Source organism: Mycobacterium sp. E787 (assembly GCF_001668725.1).
Taxonomy (GTDB): domain Bacteria; phylum Actinomycetota; class Actinomycetes; order Mycobacteriales; family Mycobacteriaceae; genus Mycobacterium.
The window spans coordinates 119,139-145,097 of record NZ_LZKL01000089.1; the positions used below are offsets into that span (position 1 = coordinate 119,139).

Here is a 25,959-nt window from a genome sequence, read left to right on the forward strand (position 1 = left end):
GTCCGGTCACTTACGGGATCCGCGGCGACCTCGAAGCTAGAACCAGGGTCCGGGAAAGTGGCCGTCCTGGTCTTGGACCATCACGATGTCCTTACAGTCGCCGTTCAACGCCGCGGCATTCTCGCCGCGGCACACCAGCGTCCAGCCGGATATCCGCGCGAACGGGCGAACGGCCCAGCTGGTCGAGATCGGGTCGGTGCCGGGCAGGGCGAGAACGGCAAACGTATTGCCGGCGTGGGTGATGTAGAGGTGGTTTTCGAAGAAGGCCAACTTCGCGATCGACATCTTCTGCGCGTCGTCCCGGGTCTTCAACAGATCCCAGTGCTGTGTCCGCAGGTTCCATACGCCGAACCCGAACTGCGAGTTGTCCGAGTTGCGGCCGTCGACGAACAGCTGCCCGTCCGACAACGTCGCGGCCAGGCCACCGCCCGAAACGCGTTCGCTATCGCCGACTTTGATGAGGGACTTGGCGTTCAGGTCATAGAACATCGTCGAGACCACCGGCGGGTTGGACGCATCCTGGTGCGTGATCTTCACCAATTTGTCGGGGCCGTCGGACAATTCGCCGTCGACCGTCGAAATGTCGTTGTCCTGATAGATCGGCTCGCCGCTCGGCCGGCGCAACTCCGCTCCCGACGTCTTCGCGGGGTCGGTGCTGCGCTGAAACGCCAGCACGTCCTGCCACACGCGGCCCGGCTGCGGGTCGTTCCACATCATCGAGAGGTCGCTGCCGGAGAGGACGACCGTCCGTGGCGGCGACGCGGCGCCGTGCCCGTCGGTGAAGGCGTTCACCCACGCCACGCCGGACGCCGTCGCGGCCAGACCCCAGTTGTTCGGTGTGGTCAGTTTCAGGTCGGGCGTCGGTGGTTGCAGGTCCTTGGTCACCAGCGGCTGGCTGGTCTTCAGGTCGAACGCGTACGCCGTGGTCTTGGTGGCGGTCGTCAGCACGTAGACGACCCTCATGTCGTCTCCCGTCCCCGCGAGCGCGCAGATGCCGCCCGTCGCGTTCTCGCCGGCCGGCAGCGTGGGGGCACCGGGCGCCACGTACTGTCCGGTCTTCGTGTCGAAGACCTTGGGCCGAATGTCCTCGATCACTGATTTGCTCTCGGAGAATTTCTCGGGACAACCGAAGAACGCCGTTCCGCCGTACGTTTTCCAGTCCTTCTCCAGGGGACCGGTCACCGAGGGCGGCGCGGGCGCAGACGAAGTGGTGGTCTTGGCGGTGGACATCGTGGTTGTCGGCGTGGCCGCCGGCGGGGCCACGGTCTCCGAACAGGAGGCGACGACGACGCAGACGGCCGCCGCGACCAGGGCGAACCCGCGCGCGGACACGCGTCGCCCCTTCAACGCACGCATCGACAAAACCCCCGTTAAGTTCGTGTAACCAACGAGCGTAAGGCGGGCGTGGACCGACCGCGACTTGGGTACGGCGGTCTTGGTCACACGTCCGGGGCGGGTCTCCAGATTTTGACCGATGTTTGCTGCTCCGGTGAACTGCACGCCCCGCCCAACGGGCCGCGCGTCACGAGTGGCGAGATCAGCTCGTGACGCGGGAAGAGTGACCGATAGCGGTGGGACCGCCGTGGTAGACCGGTTGTCGTGACGGGTCTTGCCGAGGAAACGCGCTGGATGGACGCCACGGACCAGGCGGCCCTGGTGGCCACCGGTGAGGTCACGCCGGGCGAGTTGCTCGAGGCGGCGATCGAGCGCATCGAGCGGTCCAACCCGGCGCTGAACGCCGTCGTCATCGAGTGGTTCGACCACGCCCGCTCGGTGGCCGCCGACCCCGGCCTGCCGAAGGGCCCGTTTCACGGGGTCCCGTTCCTGCTCAAGGACCTTTACACGAGTTACGCGGGTCAGACCCTGTCGAACGGCAACGTCGCGCTCAAGGAGGCGGGCATCCTCGACACCGCCGACACCACGCTCGTCGCCCGATTCAAGGCGGCCGGCCTGGTGATCGCCGGGCGGACGAACAGCCCCGAGATGGGCAGCCTGCCGACCACGCAACCGCTGGCCTGGGGGGCGACGCGCAACCCGTGGGCGCTCGATCGCACACCGGGCGGCTCCAGTGGCGGCGCCGCCGCGGCGGTGGCCGCCGGGATGGTGCCCATCGCCAACGCCTCGGACGGCGGCGGCAGCATCCGGATCCCGGCGTCGTGCTGCGGGCTGGTGGGGCTCAAGCCCAGCCAGGGACGGGTCACGGTCGGCCCGGCCCGCGCCGAGACCGGGCTGGGCGTCGAGCTGTGCGTCAGCCGGACGGTGCGCGACACGGCGCGACTGCTCGACGCGGTCCGCGGCCCCGGCGTCGGCGACTCCGTCATCGCGCCGGCGCCCCACCGGCCCTACACCGAGGAGGTCGGCGCCGACCCCGGGCGCCTGCGCATCGGGCTGCTCGACGTGCATCCGCGCGGCGACGTCCTGCACGAGGACTGTGTCGTCGCGGTGCGCGCCGCGGGCGCGATGCTGCAGGGGCTCGGCCACACCGTCGAGCCGGCCTGGCCGGCGTGCCTCGCCGACACCACGCTGGTCGAGAAGTTCATGGCGTTGTGGGCGACGCAGCTGGCGATGGCGGCGCGCGGGTTCGGCGAGACGCTCGGGCGGCAAGTGACCGCCGACGACATCGAGCCGGTGAACTGGGTGCTCATCGAACGGGCTCAGCGGGTGACCGCCGTCGACTATGCGGCCGCGCTGGACGCGGCCCACGCGTTCCGGCGCGCGCTGCAGCAGTGGTGGGCCGACGGCTGGGACCTGCTGCTCACGCCGACGGTGGCCGAACCGCCGCCGGCGCTCACGGAATTCGAGAACAATCCCGACCGGCCGACCGCACCGATGCGCCGCGGCGGGCAGTTCGCGGCGTTCACGCCGCCGTTCAACATGAGCGGGCAGCCGGCGATCAGCCTGCCCCTGCACCGCAACGCCGAGGGGCTGCCCATCGGCGTCCAGCTGGCCGCCGCCTATGGGCGCGAGGACGTGCTGATTCGCGTTGCGGCGCAACTGGAATCGGCGCATCCGTGGTCGTCGGTTCATCCCCCGCCGCCCTGACGCTGACGCGCGTGGACGGCTTCCCGCACGCGTCCGCGCGCCCGGTCGAGCCGGCCGGCGGCCTCGGCCGCGTCGACGCCCGCGAGCAGGGCGACGATGGCGGTCTTGGCGTGCCCGCCCGCGGCGGCGAGCGCGGCGGCCGCGGCCTCCTCGTCGACGCCGGCCGCGTCGCGGACGATCCGCACCGCGCGGCGGCGCAGCTTCGCGTTGGTCGCCCGCACGTCGACCATCCGCGGTCCGTAGGCCCGGCCGAGCGCGATCAGCACGCTCGTCGAGAGCGCGTTGAGCACGACCTTCTGGGCCGTCCCGGCGGTCAGCCTGGTCGAACCGGCGAGCACCTCGGGCCCGGTCAGCAACTCGATCACCACGTCGGCCGTCGCCTCGCTGCCCGCGTTGTTGACGACGGCGACGGTCAGCGCGCCCACCGCGCGCGCGTGCCGGAGCGCGCCCAGCACGTACGGCGTGCGGCCCGACGCGGTGATCCCGACGAGCGCGTCCGCGGCGGTCAGGTCGGCGAGATCGGCCGGTTCGAAACGGTCTTCGGCGCCCTCGATCGCGTCGGTCAGCGCCGCCGGGCCACCGGCGATCACGCCGCGCACGCGGTCGGTGCCGAACGTCGGCGCGCACTCGGCCGCGTCGAGCACGCCGAGGCGCCCGGGTGTGCCCGCGCCGGCGTAGATCAGCCGGCCGCCCCGTTCGAGCCGCGCCGCGACCGCCTCGGCCGCCGCCGCGATCCGCGGGACCGCCGCGACCACCGCGTGGTGGGCCTCGCCCTCGGCGGCGACAAGCAGCGCGACCACCTCGCCGATGGGCCGCGCGTCCAGGTCGTCCAGTCCCGGCCGGACGGCCTCGGTGGCGAGCGTGTCCAGGCCGCCCGCGCACGCAGCGCCCTGGACGCGGATCACGTGCGGCTCGTGGATCGCCCCCAGCCGCAGCGCGCCATCGAGCGCGTCGCCGGCGGCGGGCACGACGTCGAGCCGCCCGCGCAGCGCCTCGAATCCCGCCAGGCCGCCGACCATGGCCACCGGGCCGGCCCCGGCGGCACGGGCGGTTGCTGCGAGCGCCTCGGCGGCGGCGCCGACGATCCCGCGGGCCGCGGCATCGCTGTGCGTGGCGAGGACGTCGGGCGCGAACGACGCGAGCGCGGCGGCATCGGTGAGTTGCGCGGGCCAGGTCCGCGGCGCGCCGAAGCGGGCGCGGGCCGCGTCGAGCAGCGTGGTGGACGGGCCCCGGCCGTCGTGGGCGCGCAGCGCCGCCCGCAACCCCGCCGCGCCGATCCAAGCCCCGCCGCCCTCGTCGCCCAGCCACGGGCCCCAGCCGTCAGCGGTCCGCAGCGCGCCGTCGGGGCCGATCGCGAGCGCCACCACACCGGTGCCCACGACCAGCACGACGCCCGGCCTACCGCCGAGCGCGCCCGCGTGCGCGATGATGGCGTCGCTGGTCACCGCCACGCGCCCGGCGCCCAGCGAGGCCAGCAGCGCGGCGGCCAGCTCGCGCGCCACGTCCGGCGCCGCCTCGGCCCCGGCGGCGCCCACGATCACCTCGGTCACCGGGCCGAACTCGCGCACCAAATCGCCTGCCGTGGCCAGGATCGCCGCCTCCGCGGCCCGCAGCCCGCCGTGCGCCGCCAGGCCCGGCGCGCCCGCCCCCTCGGCCCTCCGCGCGCCCGCCGCGGCCCGGCAGGACGTCTTGCCGAGGTCGACGGCGAGGATCACCGCACCATCCTTGTCACGAAATCGGTTCAGCCGCTGGGAACTTCCAGTCGCCGTTGAGGACCTTGTCATGGGGTCGGTACAGCCGGACCAAATAGTTCCATCCCGGCGTGATCGGCAGGCAGTTGGCCCTCGCGGCGCCGCAGCCGCCGAACTGAATCGTGATGCTGCCGTCGGGAGCGCGTTGAGCGGTGAGGTTGTTGAGCGAATAGGCGTTTTGCGGGTTGGGGGAGAAGTAGCCGTCTTTGTTGTAGACGGTCACCGACCAGAAGCCGTCGACGGGCACCTCGCCCACGGTCAGCCGGTGCACGGTTGCCCCGTCGTTGTCGGCGGGGTAGACGCTGAAATAGGTGGCGTCTTTTTCCGGATTGCCGCCCCACGCCGACGCGGAGCCGATCAGCCGCCGCACCGGGTCGGTGTCCCGTCTGGTGCCGAACATCCCCTTGGAGTCGGGCAAAGTGGTCGAGAGCTGAAGTAGCGCGTCCCGCACCACCTTCTGACTGACGGGGTCCCACCTGGGAATCTCGAAGTCGCCCGCGTCGTCCTGCCGCACCGCAATGGCGTCCTGGAGCGCATGGACCGCGTCCAGATCGGCGGCGTCGTCGGGGTCGACCAGGGTGCGGATGGCGACCATCACATATCGCGTGCCGATGTCATCGCGGGCGAGGGTGCGTTCGCCCTGCCCGTAGAACACCGCCGGCACGTAATGGTCCTCGGTGATCACCTGCATCGACATGAACCGGGCGCCGGAATCGGGCAGCGAAATCGTCGCCGGCCCGGCGTCGAGGTCGAAGACGCCCGCCGAATACAGCGTGTCCCGGTTCGAGCGCACCACCAGCTGCTGGTCCAGCGGCGTGAGCTCCCGGAAATGGATGAACCGCCCGAAGCCGCCGCCCTTGACGACATTGCCGAAATACGAGTCGGTTTCGGCCCGGATGAAGTTGTCTGCCGACACCGGCTCCGCGCCGTCGGGTGTGGTGCGCGCGTTCACCGTTCGGACGATACGCCGGGACTACCGGTCAGTGTCGAACTCGATGGGCAGGCTGGTCGGGCCGCTCAGGCTCACCATCGGCTTCCACGGCACCGGGCCGGCGGTGCGCGGGTTCAGCAGCCGGCTCGCGATGACGTTCAGCGCCTCGGCGATCTCGCGCCGGGCCAGGTTGGCGCCCAGGCAGTAGTGCGCGCCGCCGCCGAATGTCAGGATGGGCGGCGCGCCCTCGCGCGTGATGTCGACGCGGTCGGGATCGTCGTAGACCGACGGATCCCGGTTGGCCGCAGCGGTATTCACCAGAACCGTCGTGCCGGCGGGAAAGAGGTAGCCGTCCACTTCGGCATCCTTTGCCACCAGGCGCAGGGTCCCGCACGCGATCGGCGAGTGGCGCATGGTCTCCTCGACCGCACGCATCGCCAGTTCGGGCCGCTCCTTGAGCAGTCCCCACTGCTCGGGATGCTCACACAGAACGTGCACCGAGGCGGCCACCTGGTTGCGGGTGGTATCGGTCCCCGCCAGCAGCAGGCCGCCCGCCATCATGCGCAGCTCGTCTGTGCTGAGCCGGTCGCCGTCTTCCTCGGCGCGAATCAGGTCGGACAGCAGGTCGTCGGTGAGGCTGTGGCGGCGCCGGGCGACCATGTCGTCGACGTAGTCGTCGAGTTCGCCCCACGCCCGCATCACGACAGGCTCGACGTCGCGCAGGTCGACCGTGAAGCTGAAGGCCTTGAACACGTCGTCGGCCCACAACGAAAACCGCTGCCAATCCTCGCGCGGCGCGCCGAGCAACGCGCAGATGACCGGGACCGGGTAGGGGCGTGCGAGATCGGTGACGACGTCGCATCGGCCCGCGTCGGCAACCTGGTCGACCAGTTCGTTCATCACGGCGACCATGGTGTCGTGCAGGCGCAGGGTCGCCCGCGGCGTGAATGCCTTGGACGCCAGGCTTCGCACCCGATGGTGCGCTTCGCCCTCCATGCACAGCAGGCTGTTGACCACCTTGTCCCACAACGGCCCCGAGTCGATGCCCTGGCTGAGCATGTTCAGCCCCGGCGGGATCTGGAACCGGGGGTCGCGCAGCACCGAACGCACCAGGCGGTAGGAGAGCACTTCGGGGCCGAACGGCCCCATCGCGACGGGAGCCTGCCGCTGCGCCGCCTGCAGCCGGGGATAGACCTCGGCGGGCGTCTCCTCGACCTCGTACGTCAGCGCCGGCAGGTCGGCATCGAAAACGCTTGTGGGAGCGGCACCGACGGTCATGACGGTCTCCTCGCGACAACTTCCGCACAATGTATGGCCACGCCGGGCGGCTGTCAACGACGTCGACGGCAGGTGGCGGCCGTCCGGCGAGAGTCGCCATACATCAAGCCTGGGATGTATTCCCCTGGCCAGGCTCGAGCACGTTCACCTGTCGCACCACCCGGCCGGCCTTCAGGTGAGTGGTTTGCACGACCACGTAGTCGAGCGATGCGCCGGTCGCGCTCGTCCGGTGGCGCAGGCGCGCACGTCGCACAAACGACCCCCGCGTCGCCTCGTCCAGGGAGAGGTTCTCGATGGTGTTCTCGTCGTAGCGGTCGAAGACCGCATGCCAGAAGTTGAACACCGCCTGGCGGCCCCGAAGCGGATCCCCGGTGTACAGCGGGGGCGGCGGGCCGTACTCGACGTCGCGGGCGAACAGGCCGAAGACCGCGGCCAAGTCGCCGCGATTGAATGCGTCGCGGGCGCGCTCGAACGCGGCCCGCAGCACGCGCCGGCGGACCGAGACGGGAAGCCGGGTCACCACCATGACGAGCAGCGCCGCGAGGCCGGGCGCCCTCACCTCGACCCGGTCCGCAAGCGGACGCGAAAACCTAGCCGACGCGCACACCGCGGACCAGTTGGCTGCCGATCAGCAGGACCGCGAACACGCCGCCCGTGATTCCCGAAATGAGTAGTGGCAGTTGGCCGTTCGAGCCCCACAGAAAACCCGCCCACAACCCGGCCACCAGGACCGCCAGCCCGGTACCGCCCTGGAACACCCCCTGCGCGCTGGCCTGGTGCTCCGGGCCGACGAGCCCCGAGATCCAGGCCTTGCCCACACCGTCGGTGCACCCGGTGAACAGGCCGTACGCGCCGAGCAGCAGCCAGGCCGTCACCATGTCGGTGGTCAGTCCCAGCCCGACGTAGCCGACCGCGAAGAAGGTCAGTCCGAAGCCGAACAGCGCCGGCCGGCCGATGCGGTCGGCGAGCGCCCCGGCCGGGTAGCTGGCCAGCGCGTACACCGCGTTGTATCCGACGTAGGCCAGAATAACCTGCGCCACCGAGAAGCCGATCTCGTTGAGCCGCAACAACAACAGGGCGTCGGGGAAGTTCACCACGCTGAAGCCGATGAGCAGCGCGGTGATGCGCCAGTACCGTCGCGGCAGCGTGCGCACGCCAGCCCACATCGACGGGCGGTGCGGGCGCGGGGCGGGACGGTGGCGCTCGCGCACGAGGAAGACGAGGGCCACGCTCAGGATGGCGGGGACGATCGCCACGTACAGCAGGGGCGGGATCCGGTGGTCCAGCAGTTCGTAGCCGGCCAGCCCGAGCAGCGGGCCGACGACGGCGCCCAGGGTGTCCATCGCGCGGTGGAAGCCGAAAGCCCGGCCGCGCAGCGCCTCGTCCACGTCGTCGACGAGCAGCGCGTCCCGCGGCGCGCCGCGGATGCCCTTGCCGAGCCGGTCCACGACGCGACCGGCGAGCACACCCGGCCATGCCGCGGCCACCGCGATGATCACCTTGCCCAGCGCCGCCATCCCGTAACCGGCGGCGATCAGCGGGCGCCGGGCGAACCTGTCACCCAGCGGACCCGCCGCGATCTTGGTGAGCGAGGCCGCGCCCTCGGCGACGCCCTCGACCGCCCCGACCACGGACGGGGGTGCACCCAGCACGGCCGTGAGGTAGATCGGCAACAGCGGATACAACAGTTCGCTGGCCGCGTCCTGCAGGAACGAGACCCCGGACAGCACCCGAACGTTGCGGGTGAGCCAGCGGGGCCCCGAGCGTCCGGGCCGGAGGACTTCCTGCGTCACGGTCGTAGCGTAGGGGAGGGGCTCACTCCGGTACGCGCAACCGCACCATCCGGGTCGTCGAACTCTCATCCAACTCGACGACGTCTGACCGCGACCGCAGGAAATCGCTGAATGACCGGAATCCCAAAGACTTCTCGCTGAACGACGGGTCCATCCGCTTCATCTGTGCCTTCACCGCCGAGTTGTGCAGCCAGTCGACGTCGTCTTTTTCCAGGCCGATCTGCAGCGCGCGCGTCAGCAGCGCGGTGGCGGTGACCTGCGGGTCGGGTGGCTCGTCCGGTTCGTCGCGCCTGTCCGACTTGGTGCGTCCGGCCCGTCGCTTCGGCTCGGCCCCGCCCGAAGCCGGTTCCGCCTCGAGCACCGGAACCCCCGGCAGCGCGTCGTAGATGACGAAGTCGTCACAGGCGGCCGCCAGCGCCCGGCTCGACGAGCCGGCCACCCCGATGCCCACCACGTACCGGCCGAGCCGCTTGCAGCGTTGCGCGAGCGGGATGTAGTCGGAGTCGCCGGCCACCACCACCACGTGGGTCAGATCGGGCAGCCGGAACATGTCCTCGACCGCATCGACGGCCAGCCGGATGTCGGCGCCGTTTTTGCCGTACGCCGCCGCGGGGAACAGTTGCACCAGGTCGACCGCCCGGGCGACAAGCTGCCCGCGATAGCCGGCGTTGACGTCCGCCGACCAGTCCGCGTAGGCGCGGGTGAGCACCAGCGTCCCGAACGACGACGCGAAGTCGATGATCGCGCCGACGTCGACCGTGGCCCTGGCCAGCCGCTCGGGGTGCTTCTCGAGTCCTCCGGCCTTGTCCCGCTGAAACGAGTTTCGGCCGTTCACCTGGTCGTACCGCGAGATGACGATGTTGTCGAAGTCGAGGTAGACCGCTACGCGGGCCGCGCCTGGTTCGGTCATGCCCTCAATCTTGTACGCGAAACCACATCGAGCGGTAAAGAGGAGTTTTCGTCACTATTCGCCTGAGACCCGGCGAAACCGCATAAAAGCGGGTACACGGGCGCCATGAGCGGTTTGAAATTCCTGGAGCTCCACGGTGACCGGGTCGCCTACCGCGACGAGGGCGACGGCGAGGTGCTGCTGCTCATCCACGGGATGGCCGGCAGCTCGGAGACGTGGCGGGCGGTGATACCCCCGCTGTCGAAGAAGTTCCGGGTGATCGCCCCGGACCTGCTGGGTCACGGCCAATCGGCGAAACCCCGCACGGACTATTCGCTGGGCGCCTTCGCGGTCTGGCTTCGCGACCTGCTCGACGAACTCGGTGTCAGCCAGGCCACCCTGATCGGTCAATCCCTCGGGGGTGGGGTCGCGATGCAGTTCGTGTACCAGCATCCCGACTACGCCAAGCGCTTGATCCTGATCAGCAGCGGCGGCCTCGGTCCCGACGTCGGGTGGGTGCTGCGGTTGCTCTCGGCGCCCGGCGCGGAGCTGGTGCTGCCGATCATCGCGCCGAAGCCGGTGCTGTCCGTCGGCAACCAGCTCAGGTCGTGGTTGCGCAACGCCGGCATCCAGTCGCCGCGCGGCGCCGAATTGTGGAGTGCCTACTCGTCGCTGTCGGATCGGGACACGCGCCAGTCATTCCTGCGGACGCTGCGCTCGGTGGTGGACTACCGCGGGCAGGCGGTCAGCGCGCTCAGCCGGCTCGGTGTGCGCCAGGACCTACCGGTGATGGCGATCTGGGGGGAGCGCGACGGCATCATCCCGGTGGATCACGCGTATGCCGCGCACGAAGCGCGTACCGACGCGCGGCTCGAGATTCTGCCCGACGTCGGCCACTTCGCGCAGGTCGAGGCGCCGAGCCAGGTGGTGGAGTTGATCGAGGACTTCATCGCGAGCGGCGACCGCCACGATGTGGACAGCCACCAGGCGAGCTTCTAGTCCCTAAGCCGGGCTGCCCTGGTAGTCGACCTGCCAGTGCTTGATGCCGTTGATGAACGACGACCGCAGCCGCTGGGGCTCGCCCCTCGGGGTCAGGTCGGGCAGGTGGTCGGCGATCGCGTTGAACATCACGTCGATCGTCATGCGCGCGAGGTTGGCGCCGATGCAGTAATGCGCACCGGTGCCGCCGAACCCGAGATGCGGGTTGGGGCTGCGAAAGACGTCGAAGGTGTACGGGGTGTCGAAGACCTCTTCGTCGAAGTTGGCCGAGCGGTAGAACATCACCAGCCGCTGGCCCTTTTCGATCGGCACGCCGCCGAGCTCGGTGTCCGCCAGCGCGGTCCGCTGGAACGCGGTGATCGGGGTCGCCCAGCGGATGATCTCGTCGGCTGCGGTCTTCGGCCGGTGCGCTTTGAACCGCTCCCACTCGTCAGGGTGGTCGGCGAAGGCCATCATTCCCTGCGTGATCGAATTGCGCGTCGTCTCGTTGCCGGCGATGCCCAGCGTCACCACGAACATGCCGAATTCGGCGTCGGATAGCCGCTGGCCGTCGGCGTCGGCCCGGACCAGGGCCGTGACGATGTCATCCCCCGGGTTTTCGGCCTTTCGCGCCGCCAATTGCATTGCGTACCACATCAACTCGCCGGCCGCCGTCAAGGAGTCGTATTCGGCGAACTCCGGGTCGTCGGTGCCGATCATCCGGTTGGACCAGTCGAAGAGCTTGTCGTGGTCCTCCTGCGGCACGCCGAGCAGGCCCGCGATCGCCTGCAGCGGCAGCTCGCAGGCCACCTGGAGGACGAAGTCGCCCGACCCCGCCGCGGCGGCCTCGGTGGCGATGCGCCGCGCCCGCTCGCCGAGGTCGGCGCGCAGCCGCTCGACCGCGCGCGGGGTAAAGGCGCGCGAGACGATCTTGCGCAGCCGGGCGTGTTCGGGGTCGTCCATCATGATCATCGACGTCCGGCCCGCCTCGATCTGGCCCGCTGCCACGTCGTCCCGATAGCGCGGCACGATGGATTTCGCGGCCGACGAGAAGACGTCGCTGCGCAGCGAGACCTCGCGGACGTCGCGGTGCTTGGTCACCACCCAGTAGCCGCCGTCGCCGAACCCGCCCTGACCGGGCGGCTGCTCGTTCCACCAGATCGGGGCCGTCCGGCGCAGCTCGGCCAGTTCCCGCACCGGAAGCCGGTGGGCGTAGATGTCGGGATCGGTGAAGTCGAACCCCGGCGGGAGGTTCGGTGTGTCCATGGGGAGATGGTAGTCGCGCCGGCACGGCGGCGAGCGCAAGAATTTCGCAAGAAATCGGCCAAAACCCGGCAAGCGGCGTGCGGCAACCTGAGCGCATGCACGTCGGCCACATCCCGAGCTCGTTCCTCGCCGGCGCCCTCCTTTTGGCGGTTGCCGGAGGGCCGGTCGCGGCGACCGCCCACGCCGACGACGACCACTGTTCGTCACGGACGGGGTGCTACCACGGCCCCGGGATGCGCTGGTGCCCGGGCGATTACGTCTGGCCGGGGCTGCGGGCCACGGGGTGGGACCTGAACGTGTGCCACGTCTACCACGAGCAGTGCCCGCCGGGCTATTACGGCGGTTGCCCCGACAACATCGTGGAGGGACCTCCTCCGCCGCCACCGCCCCCCATCTTCCGCACCCGAGAAGACTGCGAGCGGGCGCTCGGATTCATCTGCGCGTTCGCGCCCTAGCCCGGAGAACCCAAATGCGAACCCTCCCAACGAGAATCATGGCAATCATTGAGGCCGGCCTGTTGGGCGCCGCGATCCTGATCGGGATTCCCGCCAAGGCCGAGGTGACGGCGCAACCCGCGCTGAGCCAGTTCCACCCACTGCAGCCACCGCCCGCCCCGCCCACCGACGCCAAGGCGGAGGTGCAGGAGTTGCTCCGGCAGACCTCCGAGCTGGACGACCAATGGAACGATCTGCCCCCGGCGCAGCGAAATCAGCGGCTGACGGCGCTGCAGCAGCAGGCCACCACCGTGCAAAATGACGTCAACAACCTTCCTCCCGAGCAAAAGCCCGAGGTGCAAGGCATGCTGATGCTGGCCGTCATCCGGCTGGCGAACATCCTCGGGAAAATGCGGGCGGCGTCCTGAGGTTCAACCCGCCACCGGGCTGGGCACCTTCGGATTGTCGCGGACGCCAAGGTTGGTGGCAGCGGTGATGATGGCCCGCTCGATCTGGCGAAGCGCGTGCACCGCGGTGAGGAACCGCCGGGTGTCGGGCCGTAGTACGCCGTCGGCGTCCTGTTGCCGGGCCAGCGTCTCGGCGGTGTCGAGGTCGTCGGTCACCGACACGATCGCCGGAGCGCTGGCACCGCCGATGGCGCCCAGCAGCGCGTCGATGTTTCGCTGCGTCTGCGCCGCGGCCGACATGAAGGCATCGGCCAGCCCATGCGAGGAACCGGCGGGGTCCTGGTACTGCTCGGCGCTGCGCGCCAGGCTTCGCCCGTAGCGGTCGCACGCGGCGAAGATCCGCAGGCCGCTGCGGATGCTTCGCCGCCCGGCCAGGCCGGCCACCCCGGCCAGCAGCGGCTTGGCGCTGGTCCGGAATTGCTGCAGCGCCCGGTCGAGTCGGCGGGCCTGTTCGGTCGGGCTCGCGGTCTCGTCCTCACCGAACATGGTCGCCGTGGAGATCTCGATCAGCGCGGACAGCGCCGTCAGGAACGCGCGGGTGTCGTTCCGGATGGTGGTCCGGGTGTTCGTGGGCAGCACCAGGATTGCCACCGCGACACCGATGACGGCCCCGATCGCGGTTTCTTCGATCCGCAGCATCAGCACGCCGAACGAGAATTGGCCCAGCAGGCCATACATCAGCGCCAGCATCGTGGTGATCCAGAAGGTCATCAGGCTGTAGGTGACGGTCATGAAATAGAAGGCGCAGAACAGGCACACGAAGATCGCCACCAGCGAGCCCGTCGTGTCCCCGGCGAACAGGGTGGCGACCAACACGCCACAGGGCACCCCCAGGACGGTGCCGAGCAGCCGCTGCCAGCCCTTGGTCAGGGTTTCGCCCCACGAGTTGGTGCCCGCGAAGATCACGAACGCCGCGATCACCGCCCAGTACCAGCGGGCCGGCGACACCAGCTCGCCGGTGACGATGGCCAGCGATGCGGCGATGCTCACCTGGATGGCTTGCCGGGTCGTCGGCCGCAGACCGCCGTCCTGCGCCGAGCCGGTGTCCCCCTCCTCGCCGTCGGGCGGCGCGGCCGCGTTGCTCCGCGGGGCGGCGGCTTTCCCCGCGGCGGCGTCCTCGACGATCGCGTGGACCTCCGCTGTCGCCGTCGCGGCGTTGACGATCGCCAGCGCGAGGCGGCGAACCGCGGCTTCCCCGGCGTCGTCCGCCGCCGTGTGCTGGTCGAGGATCCCCTGGGCGCGGGCCGCGACCCGGGCGAGGTCGCCGGCCCGGGGCGCGCGGATCGCGCGCGCGAGCTGGGTGAGCGCCGCGACCAGTTCGGCGCGCGCGGCTGCAGGCAAGTCGGCGGACAGCGCGGCCGCCCGCCGGCCCGCGGTGCCGACCCATTCGATGGCCAGCTCGGCGTCGAACAGCCAGGGAGCCAGCTGTTCGCTGCTGACCCCGGGCCACAGCATGGCGGGGTCGGCCTTGTCTTCGATCTGATCCTGCATCATCAGGGCGGTCTCGTTGAGCCGGATGGTGCGCGCGCGCATGCGGCGGCGGCGCCGTTCGTCGAGGCGGCCGGTAGCCACCGCCTCGGCGGTGGTGTCGACCACGATGGCCATCCGGGCCCGCAACGCCCGAACGGTGGCGCGTAGCACGCGCTCCGGCCGGTCGGGCAACACGTAGGTGCTCATGACGAACGTGCACAGCGTTCCGACCACCACCGCCCCGATCAACCAGGGCAACTCCGAAATCCTCGCTCGCAGATACAAAGTGAAGAAGTAAGACATGAACGCGACCATGCCCAGCGCCCTGCCGCGCGCACCGAAGCGCCGGATGTACACCGCGGTGAAGACGATGGCGACGAAGGCGACGTCGCTGGCGACGGTGTAGGGAGCGAGCAGCGCGGCCGCGGTGATGGACAGCGCGGCGGGCACCGGCAGCAGCGCCATCGTGATCCGTTGCCTGCGCAGGTCCGGCTCGTTGACGGATCGCGACGCGACCATCGTGACGACGACGCCGAGCAGGGCGACCGTCAGGGGCTGTCCGGCCGCTCTCGTCACCGCGTACATGATCAGCAGCGAGCAACCCAGTGCGGCCGTCGTCCGCGTCGCCATCCGGAGCCGCAACAGGCCGGGATCCGACCCGATCCACCAGTTTCGGGCTTTCTCGTAGAGAACGGTGATCTCCCATCTCGTCTGCGGGACACCCCATGGTTACCCGAACCGCGCCGCGCCGGCCAAGCTAGTGTTCGACCTCGTGACAGCGCCGACGCGGGCAAAGCTGGCCGACGGCCGCGACCTCCTGTTCTTCGCGCTGCCGGGCCACCGCCCGGCGCCCGTTGCCGACCGCAGGCCGCTGCCGGCTCGTGACCCCGACCAGTCGCAGCTGCGGTTCGACCGGTCGACGGGGCAGTGGGTGATCATCGCGGCGCTGCGCCAGGACCGCACGTACAAGCCGCCGGCCGACCAGTGCCCGCTGTGCCCGGGGCCGACCGGCCTCACCAGCGAGGTGCCGGCCCCCGACTACGACGTCGTCGTCTTCGAGAACCGGTTCCCCAGCCTATCGGGCGGCGGCGGGCCGGCCGCCCCGCCGGCCGAGGCCGGCTTCGTGTCGGCCCCGGGAAACGGCCGGTGCGAGGTGATCTGCTTTTCCAGCGACCACACCGGGTCATTCGCGCAGTTGCCGCCGGCGCACGCCCGGCTGGTCATCGATGCGTGGCGGCACCGCACCGCCGAACTGATGGCCGAGCCCGGCATCGAGCAGGTGTTCTGCTTCGAAAACCGCGGCGAGGAGATCGGGGTGACCCTGACCCACCCACATGGCCAGATCTACGGCTATCCCTTCCTGCCGCCGCGCACCGCGGCCATGCTCTCGCAGGCCCGCGAACATCGAATTCGTAACGGCGGCAATCTCTTTGCGGATCTGCTGGCGCACGAGGTCGCCGACGGCGGTCGCATCGTCACCCGCACCGCGCGGTTCACCGCGTTCGTGCCGTTCGCCGCGCGCTGGCCGGTCGAGGTGCACATCTACCCGAACCGGTTCGTGCGCAACCTGGTTGGGCTCGACGACCGCGAGCTGGCCGGGTTGGCGCAGATCTATCTCGACGTGCTGGGGCGATTCGACCGGATGTATTCGGCCCCGTTGCCGTATATTTCGGCGCTGCACCAGTTCGCCGACAACGAAGACCAGGCCGACGGCTACTTCCATATCGAGTTGATGTCCATCCGGCGCAGCGCGACCAAGCTCAAGTACCTGGCGGCCTCCGAGTCGGCGATGGACGCGTTCATCAGCGACGTCACGCCGGAAGCGGTGGCGGCGCGGTTGCGGGAACTCCGATGACGGTGCGGTACGCCGCCCCCGGGCGGGTCAACCTGATCGGCGAGCACACCGACTACAACCTCGGGTTCGCGCTGCCGATCGCGCTGCCGCAGCGCACCGTGGTGACCTTCACCCCCGACGGCGGTGACACCATCACCGTGGGCAGCCAGCGCGCCGACGGCGCGGTGCGGTTTCCGCTGGGCACCGCTCCCGGCCAGGTGGCCGACTGGGCCGCCTACGTGGCCGGGGTGGTGTGGGCGATGCGTCAGGCGGGCCACCCGGTGCCCGGCGGCGCGATGTCGATCACCAGCGACCTGGAGATGGGGTCCGGGCTGTCGTCCTCGGCGGCGCTCGAGTGCGCGGTGCTCGGGGCGATCGCATCCGCGGCCGGCATCCAGATCGACCGCGTCGAGCAGGCCCGGCTGGCCCAGCGCGCCGAGAACGAGTATGTCGGCGCGCCAACGGGTTTGCTCGACCAGCTGGCGTCGCTGTTCGGCGAGCCGTCGAAGGCGCTGCTGATCGACTTTCGCGATCTCACCGTCGCGCCGGTGGCCTTCGATCCCGACGCGCGCGGTGTCGTGCTGCTGCTGATCGACTCGCGGTCTCGTCACCGCCACGCCGGCGGCGAGTACGCGGCCCGGCGCGCGTCGTGCGAGCGCGCCGCCGCGAACTTGCGGGCGGCGTCGTTGCGTGAGGTCTGGGACCGCGGGCGGGCCGAGTTGGACGCGATCCACAACCCGATCGATGCTCGCCGCGCGCGCCACGTTCTCAACGAGAACGGCAGGGTGCTGGACTTCGTTGCGGCGGTGGGTGATTCGGACTTCGTTGAGGCCGGCCGCATCTTCACCGCCTCACACGTCTCCATGCGCGACGACTTCGGCATCACCACCGAGCATATCGATCTGATCGCCGACACCGCGGTGCGCGCGGGAGCCTTCGGGGCCCGGATGACCGGCGGCGGATTCGGCGGCTGCGTCATCGCGCTGGTGCCGGAAACCCGGGCGGACGCCGTCGCGCAGACCCTGCGACGGACGCTGCCCAGCGCGGGCCATCCGCGGCCGGTCATCACCCGCACCCGCGCGGCCGCGGGGGCGGGTCCCGCCGGGTGACCGAGCCCGCCGGCTACGTCGAGGTCCGCGCCTACGCCGAGCTGAACGACTTCCTGCCGGCCGGATCGCGGGGGACGACGGTGCGTCGTCCGTTCCGAAGCCATCAGACCGTCAAGGACGTGCTGGAGGCGATGGGCATCCCGCACACCGAGATCGACCTGATCCTGGTGAACGGGTCGTCGCAGGGGTTCGGCTACCGCCCGAGGGCCGGTGACCGGATCGTCGCCTACCCCGTGTTCGAGGCCCTGGACGTCGCGTCGACCACCAGGCTGCGCCCGGTGCCGCTGCGCGATCCGCGGTTCGTTGTCGACGTGAACCTCGGCCGGCTGGCCTGGCTGCTCCGGCTGTTCGGTTTCGACGTGTGGTGGTCGAGCGGCGCCGACGACACGACGCTGGCCGAGGTCAGCCGGGGCGAGCAGCGCATCCTGCTGACCCGCGACCGGGGCCTGCTGAAGCGTCGCGCCATCACCCACGGCCTGTTCATCCACTCCCAGGATCCCGAGGAGCAGGCGGTCGAGGTGATCAGGCGACTGGATCTGGAGCAACGGCTGGCGCCGTTCACCCGGTGCCTGCGATGCAACGCACCGTTGGCGGCGGTGCCCAAGGCCGAGGTGATCGACCAGCTCGAGCCGCTGACCCGGCAGATCTACGACGAGTTCAGCCGCTGCACGGGATGTGGGCGGATCTATTGGGCCGGATCGCACCACGCCAGGCTGGTCGCTCTGGTCGACAGGCTTCGGCGGCAACTCTGATTTCCGGCGTTAACCGTAACGCCGGAAATAGCTGTAACGTAACGGTTATGGCCCTGAGCACCTGCTCGATGTGCGGCGCCGGATTCTCCGCCCGGTCCGACGCGGTCTACTGCTCCTCGGCATGCCGGCAGAAGGCCCATCGCGTCCGGACGGCCCGCCGGCTGGCGACGGCCCGGTCCGGCCCGGCCGACTCGCTGCGGTCCTCCGTCGCCGGAACGATCCAGCGCGCACGGGAGCAGGTCGATCGATCCCGCGAACTGTGTCGCATCTCCGAACGTCACCTGCGGGAGAGCGAAGCCATCGTGCGGAAGCGCGCGGCGTGGCCTGGGAATTAGACGGCCAAGCGGCGGCCGTCGAGCAGGCGCTGGCCGGCGGTACGCCGCAGCGTACGGGTTGGTTCCGCTTCTATTTCGAGGACCAGCGCTGGGAATGGTCCGAGCAGGTGCAACGCATGCACGGCTACCAGCCTGGGACGGTGACACGAAAGTCGCCGCAATCTTTGAGCGCCGCGGGGTGATCGACCAGGCCAAGGGCATGTTGATGCTGGTCTACGGCATCGACGAGGACGCCGCTTTCGATGTGCTCAAAATCCTCTCGCAGGTGCGCAATCTGAAGCTGTCGCCGCTCGCCCAGCAGGTCACCACGGACTTCGCCGCGTTGGGCAAGGAGGCCATCGCCTCGCGTTCGCGGTTCGACCAGAGCCTGCTCACCGTGCACCTGTGCTTCTCGGCGCGTTAGCCTGCCGGCGTCAAATGCACGGCCGCCAGGTGCATCCGGTCGACGGCCTCGGCGAACTGCTCACGGGTCGGTATGTGGGGGTCGCGGAATTTCAATCCGATCATGCGCTGTGCGCGCTGCAGCCCATACGACTCGGCGCAGCGGTGGTACAGGTCGGAGACGATTTCGCGGTCGCGGATGAGCTCGCCGCGCATGGCCGTGGTCTTGCCGTCGTAGACGACCTGCGCGGGCGCGCCGTTGCGAAAGTTCTGCTTCCACGGGGCGCCGGTCAGCGCGTAGAGGTCGTGGTCGATCACGTGCGCGCTCAACGGGATTGTGTACTGCCGCCCCGTCTTTCGGCCGGTGAAGCTCAACACCATCAGCTGCCTGCGTGCCGGCCCCGCAAGCGGGGTGCGTAACAGGAAACCCAGGATTGGGTTGACGAGGCGCAGCAGCGCCGACGGTGGGTGGCCGACTTCTATCGCATGCGACTGCTCTGCCATGCCAATACCGTAAGGCCGGCGGGGCGCCGCGGCGCAGGGATTCGCGGCGGCGGCGCGCCGCGGGGCGAGTTCGCCTCCGCGGCGCGATCCGCCTCGGTGGTCAGGGGGTGATGGTCGTCTGGTCGTCGATGATGTTGGTGGCGTCCATCAACGGACCCTGGTCGCTCTGCAGCGAGTCGGCATTGAGCTGGAGCACGTACACCGCACCCTGGCTGGGAATCACCACCGTCTTCTGCGCGACGGCGCGCGTCTTGCCGTCCCTCTGGTACGTGCCGCCCAGCTGCCACGCCTGGAATCCGCCGAGCGTGGAGGCTTGGCCGTTGCCGGTGCCCTGGTAGCCGGGCAGACCGAGCAGCTCGTTGGGCGCGTACTGGATGATCTTCGCCGGGTCCACGTCGCCGGTGAGTTTCGAGAAGAGCGCCGAGATGGTCGGCGGATCGGCAGGATTCGCCGGCTGTGACAACACGATGCCGCCGTAGGACGTGCCGGCATTCTGGTTGATCTGCCAGCCGGCGGGCACCGGCAGGTCGACGTTCGGGCCGGGATCGCCGTGGTGAATCGGGGTTTCGGTGATGTGGTTGTCACGGACATAGTCGGCGATTGTCGGACCGCCCTGCGCGTTGGGTGTCGCGGAGCTTGCCGATGTCTTGGAACTCGAAGTCGAGGTGGATGTCGATGTCGATGTCGATGTCGATGTCGACGGGGATGACTTGTTGCTAGAGCCGCACGCCACGAGCGCCACACTCAGCGCCACGGTAATGGTTGCTGCGGTCAACTGTTTCATCGATCAATCTCCCGAAGATTGGGCCGGTACCAGCGCCAGCCACGCGGAATGAGACTAGCCGACATCTGGGCGAAAGTTGCCAGTGGTTTTCGCGGATTTGCTGTCCGCGCCTGAAGGCGACGGTCCTCCGGTCGTCGACGACCTTCACGGCGTCTTCCAGCGGCTCGGAGCCGCAACCCGCCGGCGCCACGCCGAGGGCGCCGGTAATCGCCGCTGCGGTCGAGTGTTTCAGCGCTGAACCCTCCCCGAAGATCGGGCCGCTACCAGGGTCGGCCACACCGGAACGAGACCTAGCGAAGTCCGCGCCAACGTTGCCGGTCGAGCTCGGGAAATACCCGCCGAAATGCCACGCGAACGCGGGTTCATGCAGTAAGAGACTGCTATGCGGTCACGTGGCCTTTGGAGGGCCCTCCTCGCGGTGTTCGCGGCGGCCGCCGTTCTGCTGACCTTCATCGCGGCGGCCCCACCGATCGCCTACGACGGTGAGCCGCAGTTGGTCGCCAGTCCCGTCGACCACGTCGACACCCTGATCGGCACCGGGACGGGCGGCGAGACGGTGGGGGAGATCAACAACTTCCCCGGTGCCGCCGTGCCGTTCGGGATGGTGCAGTACTCGCCCGACACCGTCGGCAACTACGCCGGCTACAACTACGACAACCCGCGCGCGACCGGGTTCAGCATGACCCACGCATCGGTGGGCTGCGCCGCCTTCGGCGACATCTCGATGCTGCCCACCACCACTCCGATCGGCGCCCAGCCGTGGAACGCCTGGGAGCGGATCGCGCACGACGACACCGAGCAGGGCGCCCCGGGCTTCTACACCGTCCGGTTCCCGCGCACCGGCGTGACCGCGGAACTCACCGCGACCACCCGCACCGGCGTCGGCCGGTTCCGTTACCCGCACAACGGTCGGCCCGCCCTGTTGCACGTGCGGTCCGGCGCGTCGCTGGCCGGCAATTCCCGCGCGGCCATCCAGATCGGCGAGGACAACACCACGATCACCGGATGGGCCACCAGCGGCGGATTTTGCGGCAAACCCAACACCTACACGGTTTATTTCGCGATGAAGTTCAGCCAGCCGTTCAGCTCCTACGGCTCCTGGGACGGCTATTCGGTGTACCCGGGCGCACGCGGGGCGGCGTCGCCCTACAGCGGGGGATACGTGGAATTCCCGGCCGGCTCGGTGCTGGAGGTGAGGACCGCGATCTCCTACGTCGGCATCGACGGGGCGCGCGCGAACCTGGAGGCCGAGGGCTCGGCGAGCTTCGACGCGGTGCGCGCCGCGGCGGGATCGGAGTGGAATGCCACGCTGTCGTCCATAGCGGTGGCGGGCAGGAACGCCGGCAACGTGGACACCTTCTATACCGCTCTGTACCACTCGCTGCTGCACCCCAACACCTTCAACGACGCCGACGGGCGCTACATCGGATTCGACGGCGTCATCCACACGGTGGCAAAGGGACGCACCCAGTACGCGAATTTCTCCGACTGGGACACCTACCGGAGTCTGGCCCCCCTGCAGGGACTGCTCTTTCCGCAGCGGGCTGCCGACATGGCGCAATCACTCGTCAACGACGCCGAGCAGAGCGGGTCGCTGCCCCGCTGGGCGCTGGCGAATTCGGCAACCGCCGAGATGAGCGGCGACAACGTGGTCCCCCTCATCGTGAACCTCTACACCTACGGGGGCAGGGACTTTGACGTCCAGACGGCGCTGCGCTACATGGTCGACGCGGCGACCAAGGGTGGCGCGGGGCGCGGCGGCTACGTGGAGCGGCCGGGGATTGCGACGTACTTGGCAATGGGGTACGCCCCGCACACATTGGAATTTCGCGCCGACGGCAAGATCGTCGACGCGTCGATCACGCTCGAATGGTCGGTCGACGACTTCGCCATCTCCCGCTTCGCCGACTCGCTCGGCGACACCGCGACCGCCGCGAAATTCCAGAGCAGGGCCCAGTACTGGCAGAACCTGTTCAATCCCAGCACCGATTTCGTCTCGCCCCGCGGAGCGATGGGCTTCTTCCGCGAGGGTCCCGGATTCTTTTTATCCCCTTCGCTTTTCGGCCAGGACGGGTACGACGAAGGCAACGCCGAGCAATACGTGTGGTGGGTGCCGCACAACGTCGCCGGCCTGGTGACCGCACTGGGCGGCCGCTCGAACGTCGCCGACCGGCTCGACCGGTTCACCGAAAGGCTCAACGTCGGCCCCGACGACCCGTACCTCTGGGCCGGCAACGAGCCCGGTTTCGGGGTGCCGTGGCTGTACAACTACATCGGCCGGCCGTGGAAGACTCAGCTCACGGTCGACCGGGTCCGGGGGCTGTTCGGCCCCAAGCCCGACGGCGAGCCGGGCAACGACGACCTCGGGGCGATGTCGAGTTGGTACGTGTGGGCCGCGCTGGGGCTGTACCCCAGCACACCGGGAGCGCCGATCCTCACCGTGGGCGCGCCGTTATTCGACCGGATCGTGATCGCCCTTCCCGCAGGCAAATTCATTCGGATCTCGGCCCCGGGGGCGTCGGGGCCACACCACCTGAGATACATCAGCGGGCTGAGCGTCGACGGGCGGCCCACCGATCACACCTGGCTGCCGGAGCCGATCATCCACACCGGCGGCGAGGTCGCCTTCTCCCTCGCCGCCTACCCGAACAAGGTGTGGGGCACCGCCGAGTCCTCCGCGCCGCCGTCGTTCGGCGCCGGGAGCTCGGCGGTGACCGTCAATGCGCCGCAACCCATCCTGAGGATCCAGCCGGGCCACACCGGCACCGTGAAGGTCGACGTGCAACGGATGGTGGACGATGCCGGCGGCTACGCCATCACCGGCACGTCCTCCGATCCCGGGATTACGGTGGCGCCGGCGTCGGGACGGTTCGGCGCCGACGGATCGGCCGCGGCTGACGTCCGGATCACGGCGGCGCCGTCGGTGCCCGAGGAGTACTACGCGGTGTTCTTGACCACCACCGCTGGCGAAACCGCCCGGAAATCAATCGCTTTCGTCATCGTGACGGCCGAACCCGACCAGCCCTGATCGATCTCAGATCATCTCTTTCTCGGTCAACCACCGCATCACCGGCCAGCCGGCGAAGACGGGCAGCCAGCAGGTGAGCCCGCGATACAGCAGCACCGACGGCACGCTGGTGGCCGCGGGTACGCCGAACGCGGCCAGACCACCGATCAGGGCAGCCTCGACGGCGCCGACACCGCCGGGTGTCGGCGCCGCCGACGCCAGCGTTCCCCCGACCATCGTGACCACCGTGCACGTGACGAACGTCGCGCCGCCGCCGAAGGCTTCGACGCTGCACCACAGCGCCAGCGCGTTTCCGAGCGTGGTTCCGGCGCAACCGAGCACGATCAGCCCGAGTCGTTTCGGTTCCCGCGCAACCTCGACGAGGTCGGCGGTCACCTCCTTCAACTTCGGACGCAGGTCCGTCGCCAGCCAGCGCCGCAGCCTGGGCACGAACAGGAAGGTGCCGACGCCGCCCAGCGCCACCCCGGCGATCAGGTACAGCACCGTGGCGCTGGGAACGTAGTGCGAGAGGTCCATCGACGCGCCGGCGACGGTGGTGAACAAGATCAGCAACACGAGGTGCATGATCACCTGCACCACCTGCTGCAGCGCCACCGCAGTGGTGGCCCGCACCGGGGACAGCCCTCCCCCCTTCTGCAGGTAGCGCGTGCTGAGCGCGAGCCCGCCGACCCCGGCCGGCGTGGTGGTTGCCGCGAAGGTGTTGGCCACCTGCGCTATTGACAGCTTCCAGAAGTCGACCGATTCGTCGGCGCTCGCCCACAGCGCCACGGCCGCGCCCACGTACGTCATCGCCGATATCACCAGACCCAGCAGCGCCCACCACCAGTTCGCCCTGCTGACTTGGGAAACGAACGTCGGCACGGTGCTGATGAACGGGTAAGCGACGTAGACCAGCGCGACGAGCAGCACCAGCTGAATGACCTGGCGTCGGGTGAACCGGGTGATCGTCTCGGTCTTGATCTGATCCGCACCGGTCTGCCGTTTCACCTCCGCGCGGGCGCCGGAGATGACGGCGCCGGCGTCGGGAACGGACCGCCGGATGTACTTCGGCACCGCCGATTTGGTGAGCCGGCGGGAAGCGCTCAGCACGGTGTCTGCACCGAATTCGCCGATCGCGGCGGCCACCGCGGACTTCGCGTCGTACAGCGCCGACGTCGTCACGAGCAGCTGGGCGATGTCGGATTGGAGTTGGGTCTCCGTCGCCCCGTACTCGGCACTGCCGAACCCACCGAACAGCACCGCGCCGCCGTCGACCGTGATCTCCCGGGCGCGCAGGTCACCGTGGGATATCTGGTGTTCGTTGAGCGTTCGCAGCGATTTCCACGCGTGGTCAACGGGAGTCGTCTTCACGCATTCGTCGAGTGGAATCCCGCGAATTGGCCTGTGCGCGTACATCATCCAGCCCCGGTCGAGGCTGGCGACCGCGATCGTCACCGTGTTGGCGAGGCCCAGCTCGCCCACGGCGATGGCCAGCAGTGCGCGATGCTCGACGGCGCGGCGCATCGAGGCCACCAGCGGCGCGGTCTCCCTGGCCCGCAGCCGAAGCTTTCGCCAGAGCTGAACCAGCGCGCCGCCGCTGCGCTGATGCGGGCCGTACATTTCGATCAGGGCCGAATCGGGGTCCGCGTCGGAGTTTTCACATGTGGCCGACAGGACCAGCGGCCCGGGTCCGGCGGGCCGCACCACTTGCAGCCGGGAGACCATGCATCCGCGCTTCTCCAGGGCGCGCACCGCGCCTTCCAGCGGCACCTCGAGGGCGGGAGTTCCCACCACCAGCACCACCAGCGAGCCGACCAACCACCCGACCGCCAAGCCCAGCAGGGAACGCGCCGGGACGATCGCGCTGACGAACAGGTGGATCGGCACGAAGGCCAGCAGCAGCGCCCACCACCAGTGCCGCCAGCGGGCGGGCAGCCAGGGACCCGACACGGTCAGGACCGCCGCGAGCATCGCGATCCACCGCGGGTCGTCCAGGATCTGAGCCAGCACCGTTTGCGGCCGATCGGTCAGGTCGAAATGCCAGCGCGGCGCCGAGATGCCGTTGCCGCCGATCGACAGCGACAGGACCGCGATGAGTCCGGCGGCCGCGTAGGCGCCGAGCAGTTTCCATTGCCGCGCGGCGACCAAACCGATGAGGATGGCGAACGGCAGCGCCAGGATCGCGATGCCGTACACGAGGTACACCAGATCCGACTGGGTGGGCGTCAGCACCCCGACGATCTCCGAGATCGAACGCTCCAGCGCCACCCACTGCGGCCGGGTGATCAGCGAGCCGGCGATCACGATCGCGAAGAAGACGACCGATGCGGCGAGCCGCAGGATGTCGTTGGTCCGCCGGGTCAGGGGCTGCAGCAAGTTGCCCGAAACGCTGATCTCGCGCCCGTCAACCCGCATGTCGAGACCTTAACCGGATACTTCCGGGCCAGCGCGCATGAACTCGGCGGACAGCTTGTTCACATTTGGCGCGCGTACGGTCGGGTAGGTAGTCGTGCTAGCGAATTGGAGGACATGAGGTGGCCAGAACCGACAACGACACCTGGGAGATCACGGAGAGCGTGGGCGCCACGGCACTGGGCGTCGCGGCGGCCCGCGCCGCGGAAACCGAGAGCGACAACCCGCTGATCAGCGACCCGTTCGCCCGGGTCTTCCTCGACGCCGCCGGGGACGGCATGTGGAACTGGTTCGCGGCCCCCGACCTACCCGCCGAGATCGCCGAGGCCGAACCCGACCTGAAGCCGCGGATGCAGGGCATGGTCGACTACATGGCCGCCCGGACCTCGTTTTTCGATCGGTTCTTTCTCGACGCGACGCGCGCGGGCGTGCCCCAGGTGGTGATCCTCGCGGCGGGCCTGGACTCGCGGGCGTGGCGGCTGCCCTGGCCCGACGGCACGACGGTGTACGAACTCGACCAGCCCCGGGTGCTGGAGTTCAAG

The 25,959-nt window shown here is 69.7% G+C and carries 22 protein-coding genes and 2 pseudogenes; 11 read left to right on the top strand and 13 right to left on the bottom strand.

Annotated features, from left to right (window positions below; translation table 11 throughout):
- Nucleotides 1-36: 36 nt before the first annotated feature.
- Nucleotides 37-1,356 carry a hypothetical protein gene (locus A5705_RS17750; RefSeq protein WP_068278880.1) on the bottom strand — a complete coding sequence of 440 codons (1,320 nt, stop codon included), beginning with the start codon at nt 1,354-1,356 and terminating at the stop codon, nt 37-39.
- Between the two features lie 243 nt (nt 1,357-1,599).
- Between A5705_RS17750 and A5705_RS17755 the strand changes: the two genes are divergently transcribed.
- Nucleotides 1,600-3,042: an amidase gene (locus A5705_RS17755; protein WP_068278882.1), complete on the top strand. Its 1,443-nt coding sequence runs from the start codon at nt 1,600-1,602 to the stop codon at nt 3,040-3,042.
- Here the strand turns inward: A5705_RS17755 and A5705_RS29205 are convergent.
- From A5705_RS29205 to A5705_RS17785, 7 genes and pseudogenes are all read right to left on the bottom strand, one after another.
- On the bottom strand, nt 3,024-3,911 hold the full coding sequence (locus tag A5705_RS29205; protein WP_369803320.1) for an N-acetylmuramic acid 6-phosphate etherase: 888 nt from the start codon (nt 3,909-3,911) through the stop codon (nt 3,024-3,026). The genes A5705_RS17755 and A5705_RS29205 overlap by 19 nt on opposite strands.
- 117 nt (nt 3,912-4,028) lie before the next feature.
- Nucleotides 4,029-4,826, bottom strand: a pseudogene (locus tag A5705_RS29210) (BadF/BadG/BcrA/BcrD ATPase family protein); the annotation flags it as partial.
- A complete protein-coding gene (locus A5705_RS17765) occupies nt 4,771-5,709 on the bottom strand; it encodes a DUF1254 domain-containing protein (protein ID WP_067877406.1) in 939 nt (312 codons plus the stop codon). The pseudogene A5705_RS29210 and the gene A5705_RS17765, both read right to left, overlap by 56 nt.
- Before the next feature lie 57 nt (nt 5,710-5,766).
- Complete coding sequence (locus A5705_RS17770) at nt 5,767-7,002, bottom strand: cytochrome P450 (RefSeq protein ID WP_068278887.1); 1,236 nt, start codon at nt 7,000-7,002, stop codon at nt 5,767-5,769.
- 103 nt (nt 7,003-7,105) lie between these two features.
- On the bottom strand, nt 7,106-7,561 hold the full coding sequence (locus A5705_RS17775) for a nuclear transport factor 2 family protein (RefSeq protein WP_067877284.1): 456 nt from the start codon (nt 7,559-7,561) through the stop codon (nt 7,106-7,108).
- A gap of 31 nt (nt 7,562-7,592) precedes the next feature.
- Entirely contained in the window at nt 7,593-8,795 is a 1,203-nt protein-coding gene (locus A5705_RS17780; RefSeq protein ID WP_067877281.1) for an MFS transporter, read from the bottom strand.
- Between the two features lie 22 nt (nt 8,796-8,817).
- Complete coding sequence (locus A5705_RS17785; RefSeq protein WP_067877278.1) at nt 8,818-9,705, bottom strand: NYN domain-containing protein; 888 nt, start codon at nt 9,703-9,705, stop codon at nt 8,818-8,820.
- A gap of 105 nt (nt 9,706-9,810) precedes the next feature.
- On the opposite strand from A5705_RS17785, the gene A5705_RS17790 reads away from it, so the two are divergent.
- The gene (locus A5705_RS17790) at nt 9,811-10,683 is read left to right on the top strand and encodes an alpha/beta fold hydrolase (RefSeq protein WP_067877274.1); all 873 of its coding nucleotides are present in this window, start codon (nt 9,811-9,813) and stop codon (nt 10,681-10,683) included.
- A gap of 3 nt (nt 10,684-10,686) precedes the next feature.
- On the opposite strand, the gene A5705_RS17795 is transcribed toward A5705_RS17790, so the two are convergent.
- Entirely contained in the window at nt 10,687-11,928 is a 1,242-nt protein-coding gene (locus A5705_RS17795) for a cytochrome P450 (RefSeq protein WP_067877270.1), read from the bottom strand.
- 95 nt (nt 11,929-12,023) lie between these two features.
- On the opposite strand from A5705_RS17795, the gene A5705_RS17800 reads away from it, so the two are divergent.
- The gene (locus A5705_RS17800; RefSeq protein ID WP_068278893.1) at nt 12,024-12,383 is read left to right on the top strand and encodes a hypothetical protein; all 360 of its coding nucleotides are present in this window, start codon (nt 12,024-12,026) and stop codon (nt 12,381-12,383) included.
- Between the two features lie 38 nt (nt 12,384-12,421).
- Nucleotides 12,422-12,790 carry a hypothetical protein gene (locus tag A5705_RS17805; RefSeq protein ID WP_067877260.1) on the top strand — a complete coding sequence of 123 codons (369 nt, stop codon included), beginning with the start codon at nt 12,422-12,424 and terminating at the stop codon, nt 12,788-12,790.
- Nucleotides 12,791-12,793: 3 nt separating this feature from the next.
- Here the strand turns inward: A5705_RS17805 and A5705_RS17810 are convergent, their stop codons facing one another.
- A complete protein-coding gene (locus tag A5705_RS17810; RefSeq protein ID WP_067877257.1) occupies nt 12,794-14,929 on the bottom strand; it encodes an FUSC family protein in 2,136 nt (711 codons plus the stop codon).
- 142 nt (nt 14,930-15,071) lie between these two features.
- Here A5705_RS17810 and galT point away from each other — a divergent pair, with 142 nt between their 5' ends.
- The 5 genes and pseudogenes from galT (at nt 15,072) to A5705_RS17835 (ending at nt 18,732) form a co-directional block, all read left to right on the top strand.
- The gene (galT, locus tag A5705_RS17815; protein WP_369829608.1) at nt 15,072-16,154 is read left to right on the top strand and encodes a galactose-1-phosphate uridylyltransferase; all 1,083 of its coding nucleotides are present in this window, start codon (nt 15,072-15,074) and stop codon (nt 16,152-16,154) included.
- Nucleotides 16,151-17,242, top strand: a complete 1,092-nt coding sequence (locus A5705_RS17820; protein ID WP_067877252.1) for a galactokinase — start codon at nt 16,151-16,153, stop codon at nt 17,240-17,242. The genes galT and A5705_RS17820 overlap by 4 nt, the downstream gene beginning before the upstream one ends.
- On the top strand, nt 17,239-17,994 hold the full coding sequence (locus A5705_RS17825; protein WP_068278902.1) for a Mut7-C RNAse domain-containing protein: 756 nt from the start codon (nt 17,239-17,241) through the stop codon (nt 17,992-17,994). The genes A5705_RS17820 and A5705_RS17825 overlap by 4 nt, the downstream gene beginning before the upstream one ends.
- A gap of 47 nt (nt 17,995-18,041) precedes the next feature.
- Nucleotides 18,042-18,329, top strand: a complete 288-nt coding sequence (locus tag A5705_RS28655; RefSeq protein ID WP_067877246.1) for a hypothetical protein — start codon at nt 18,042-18,044, stop codon at nt 18,327-18,329.
- Nucleotides 18,314-18,732 (top strand): annotated as a pseudogene (locus A5705_RS17835) (ANTAR domain-containing protein). Before A5705_RS28655 ends, A5705_RS17835 begins: the two are co-directional and overlap by 16 nt.
- On the opposite strand, the gene A5705_RS17840 reads toward A5705_RS17835, so the two are convergent.
- Both A5705_RS17840 and A5705_RS17845 read right to left on the bottom strand, forming a co-directional pair.
- Nucleotides 18,729-19,214, bottom strand: a complete 486-nt coding sequence (locus A5705_RS17840) for a hypothetical protein (protein WP_068278904.1) — start codon at nt 19,212-19,214, stop codon at nt 18,729-18,731. The pseudogene A5705_RS17835 and the gene A5705_RS17840 sit on opposite strands and share 4 nt — an antisense overlap.
- A 100-nt stretch (nt 19,215-19,314) precedes the next feature.
- Nucleotides 19,315-19,998, bottom strand: a complete 684-nt coding sequence (locus A5705_RS17845) for an LpqN/LpqT family lipoprotein (protein ID WP_068278907.1) — start codon at nt 19,996-19,998, stop codon at nt 19,315-19,317.
- A gap of 382 nt (nt 19,999-20,380) precedes the next feature.
- On the opposite strand from A5705_RS17845, the gene A5705_RS17850 reads away from it, so the two are divergent.
- Entirely contained in the window at nt 20,381-23,026 is a 2,646-nt protein-coding gene (locus A5705_RS17850) for a GH92 family glycosyl hydrolase (RefSeq protein WP_068278913.1), read from the top strand.
- A 6-nt stretch (nt 23,027-23,032) separates the two neighbouring features.
- On the opposite strand, the gene A5705_RS17855 is transcribed toward A5705_RS17850, so the two are convergent.
- Nucleotides 23,033-25,420: a lysylphosphatidylglycerol synthase transmembrane domain-containing protein gene (locus A5705_RS17855; RefSeq protein WP_067877233.1), complete on the bottom strand. Its 2,388-nt coding sequence runs from the start codon at nt 25,418-25,420 to the stop codon at nt 23,033-23,035.
- A 119-nt stretch (nt 25,421-25,539) separates the two neighbouring features.
- On the opposite strand from A5705_RS17855, the gene A5705_RS17860 reads away from it, so the two are divergent.
- A partial coding sequence (locus tag A5705_RS17860; RefSeq protein ID WP_156763151.1) for an SAM-dependent methyltransferase occupies nt 25,540-25,959 on the top strand: 420 nt, incomplete at its 3' end.

Bases quoted from the DNA above. Each gene is read 5' to 3' on its own strand.
- A5705_RS17785 (WP_067877278.1), bottom strand. From the start codon at position 9,705: ATGACCGAACCAGGCGCGGCCCGCGTAGCGGTCTACCTCGACTTCGAC.
- A5705_RS17805 (WP_067877260.1), top strand. From the start codon at position 12,422: ATGGCAATCATTGAGGCCGGCCTGTTGGGCGCCGCGATCCTGATCGGG.
- A5705_RS17855 (WP_067877233.1), bottom strand. From the start codon at position 25,420: ATGCGGGTTGACGGGCGCGAGATCAGCGTTTCGGGCAACTTGCTGCAG.
- A5705_RS17840 (WP_068278904.1), bottom strand. From the start codon at position 19,214: ATGGCAGAGCAGTCGCATGCGATAGAAGTCGGCCACCCACCGTCGGCG.
- A5705_RS17800 (WP_068278893.1), top strand. From the start codon at position 12,024: ATGCACGTCGGCCACATCCCGAGCTCGTTCCTCGCCGGCGCCCTCCTT.
- A5705_RS17810 (WP_067877257.1), bottom strand. From the start codon at position 14,929: ATGGCGACGCGGACGACGGCCGCACTGGGTTGCTCGCTGCTGATCATG.
- A5705_RS17845 (WP_068278907.1), bottom strand. From the start codon at position 19,998: ATGAAACAGTTGACCGCAGCAACCATTACCGTGGCGCTGAGTGTGGCG.
- A5705_RS17850 (WP_068278913.1), top strand. From the start codon at position 20,381: ATGCGGTCACGTGGCCTTTGGAGGGCCCTCCTCGCGGTGTTCGCGGCG.
- A5705_RS17790 (WP_067877274.1), top strand. From the start codon at position 9,811: ATGAGCGGTTTGAAATTCCTGGAGCTCCACGGTGACCGGGTCGCCTAC.
- A5705_RS17770 (WP_068278887.1), bottom strand. From the start codon at position 7,002: ATGACCGTCGGTGCCGCTCCCACAAGCGTTTTCGATGCCGACCTGCCG.
- A5705_RS17820 (WP_067877252.1), top strand. From the start codon at position 16,151: ATGACGGTGCGGTACGCCGCCCCCGGGCGGGTCAACCTGATCGGCGAG.
- A5705_RS17795 (WP_067877270.1), bottom strand. From the start codon at position 11,928: ATGGACACACCGAACCTCCCGCCGGGGTTCGACTTCACCGATCCCGAC.
- A5705_RS17750 (WP_068278880.1), bottom strand. From the start codon at position 1,356: ATGCGTGCGTTGAAGGGGCGACGCGTGTCCGCGCGCGGGTTCGCCCTG.
- A5705_RS28655 (WP_067877246.1), top strand. From the start codon at position 18,042: ATGGCCCTGAGCACCTGCTCGATGTGCGGCGCCGGATTCTCCGCCCGG.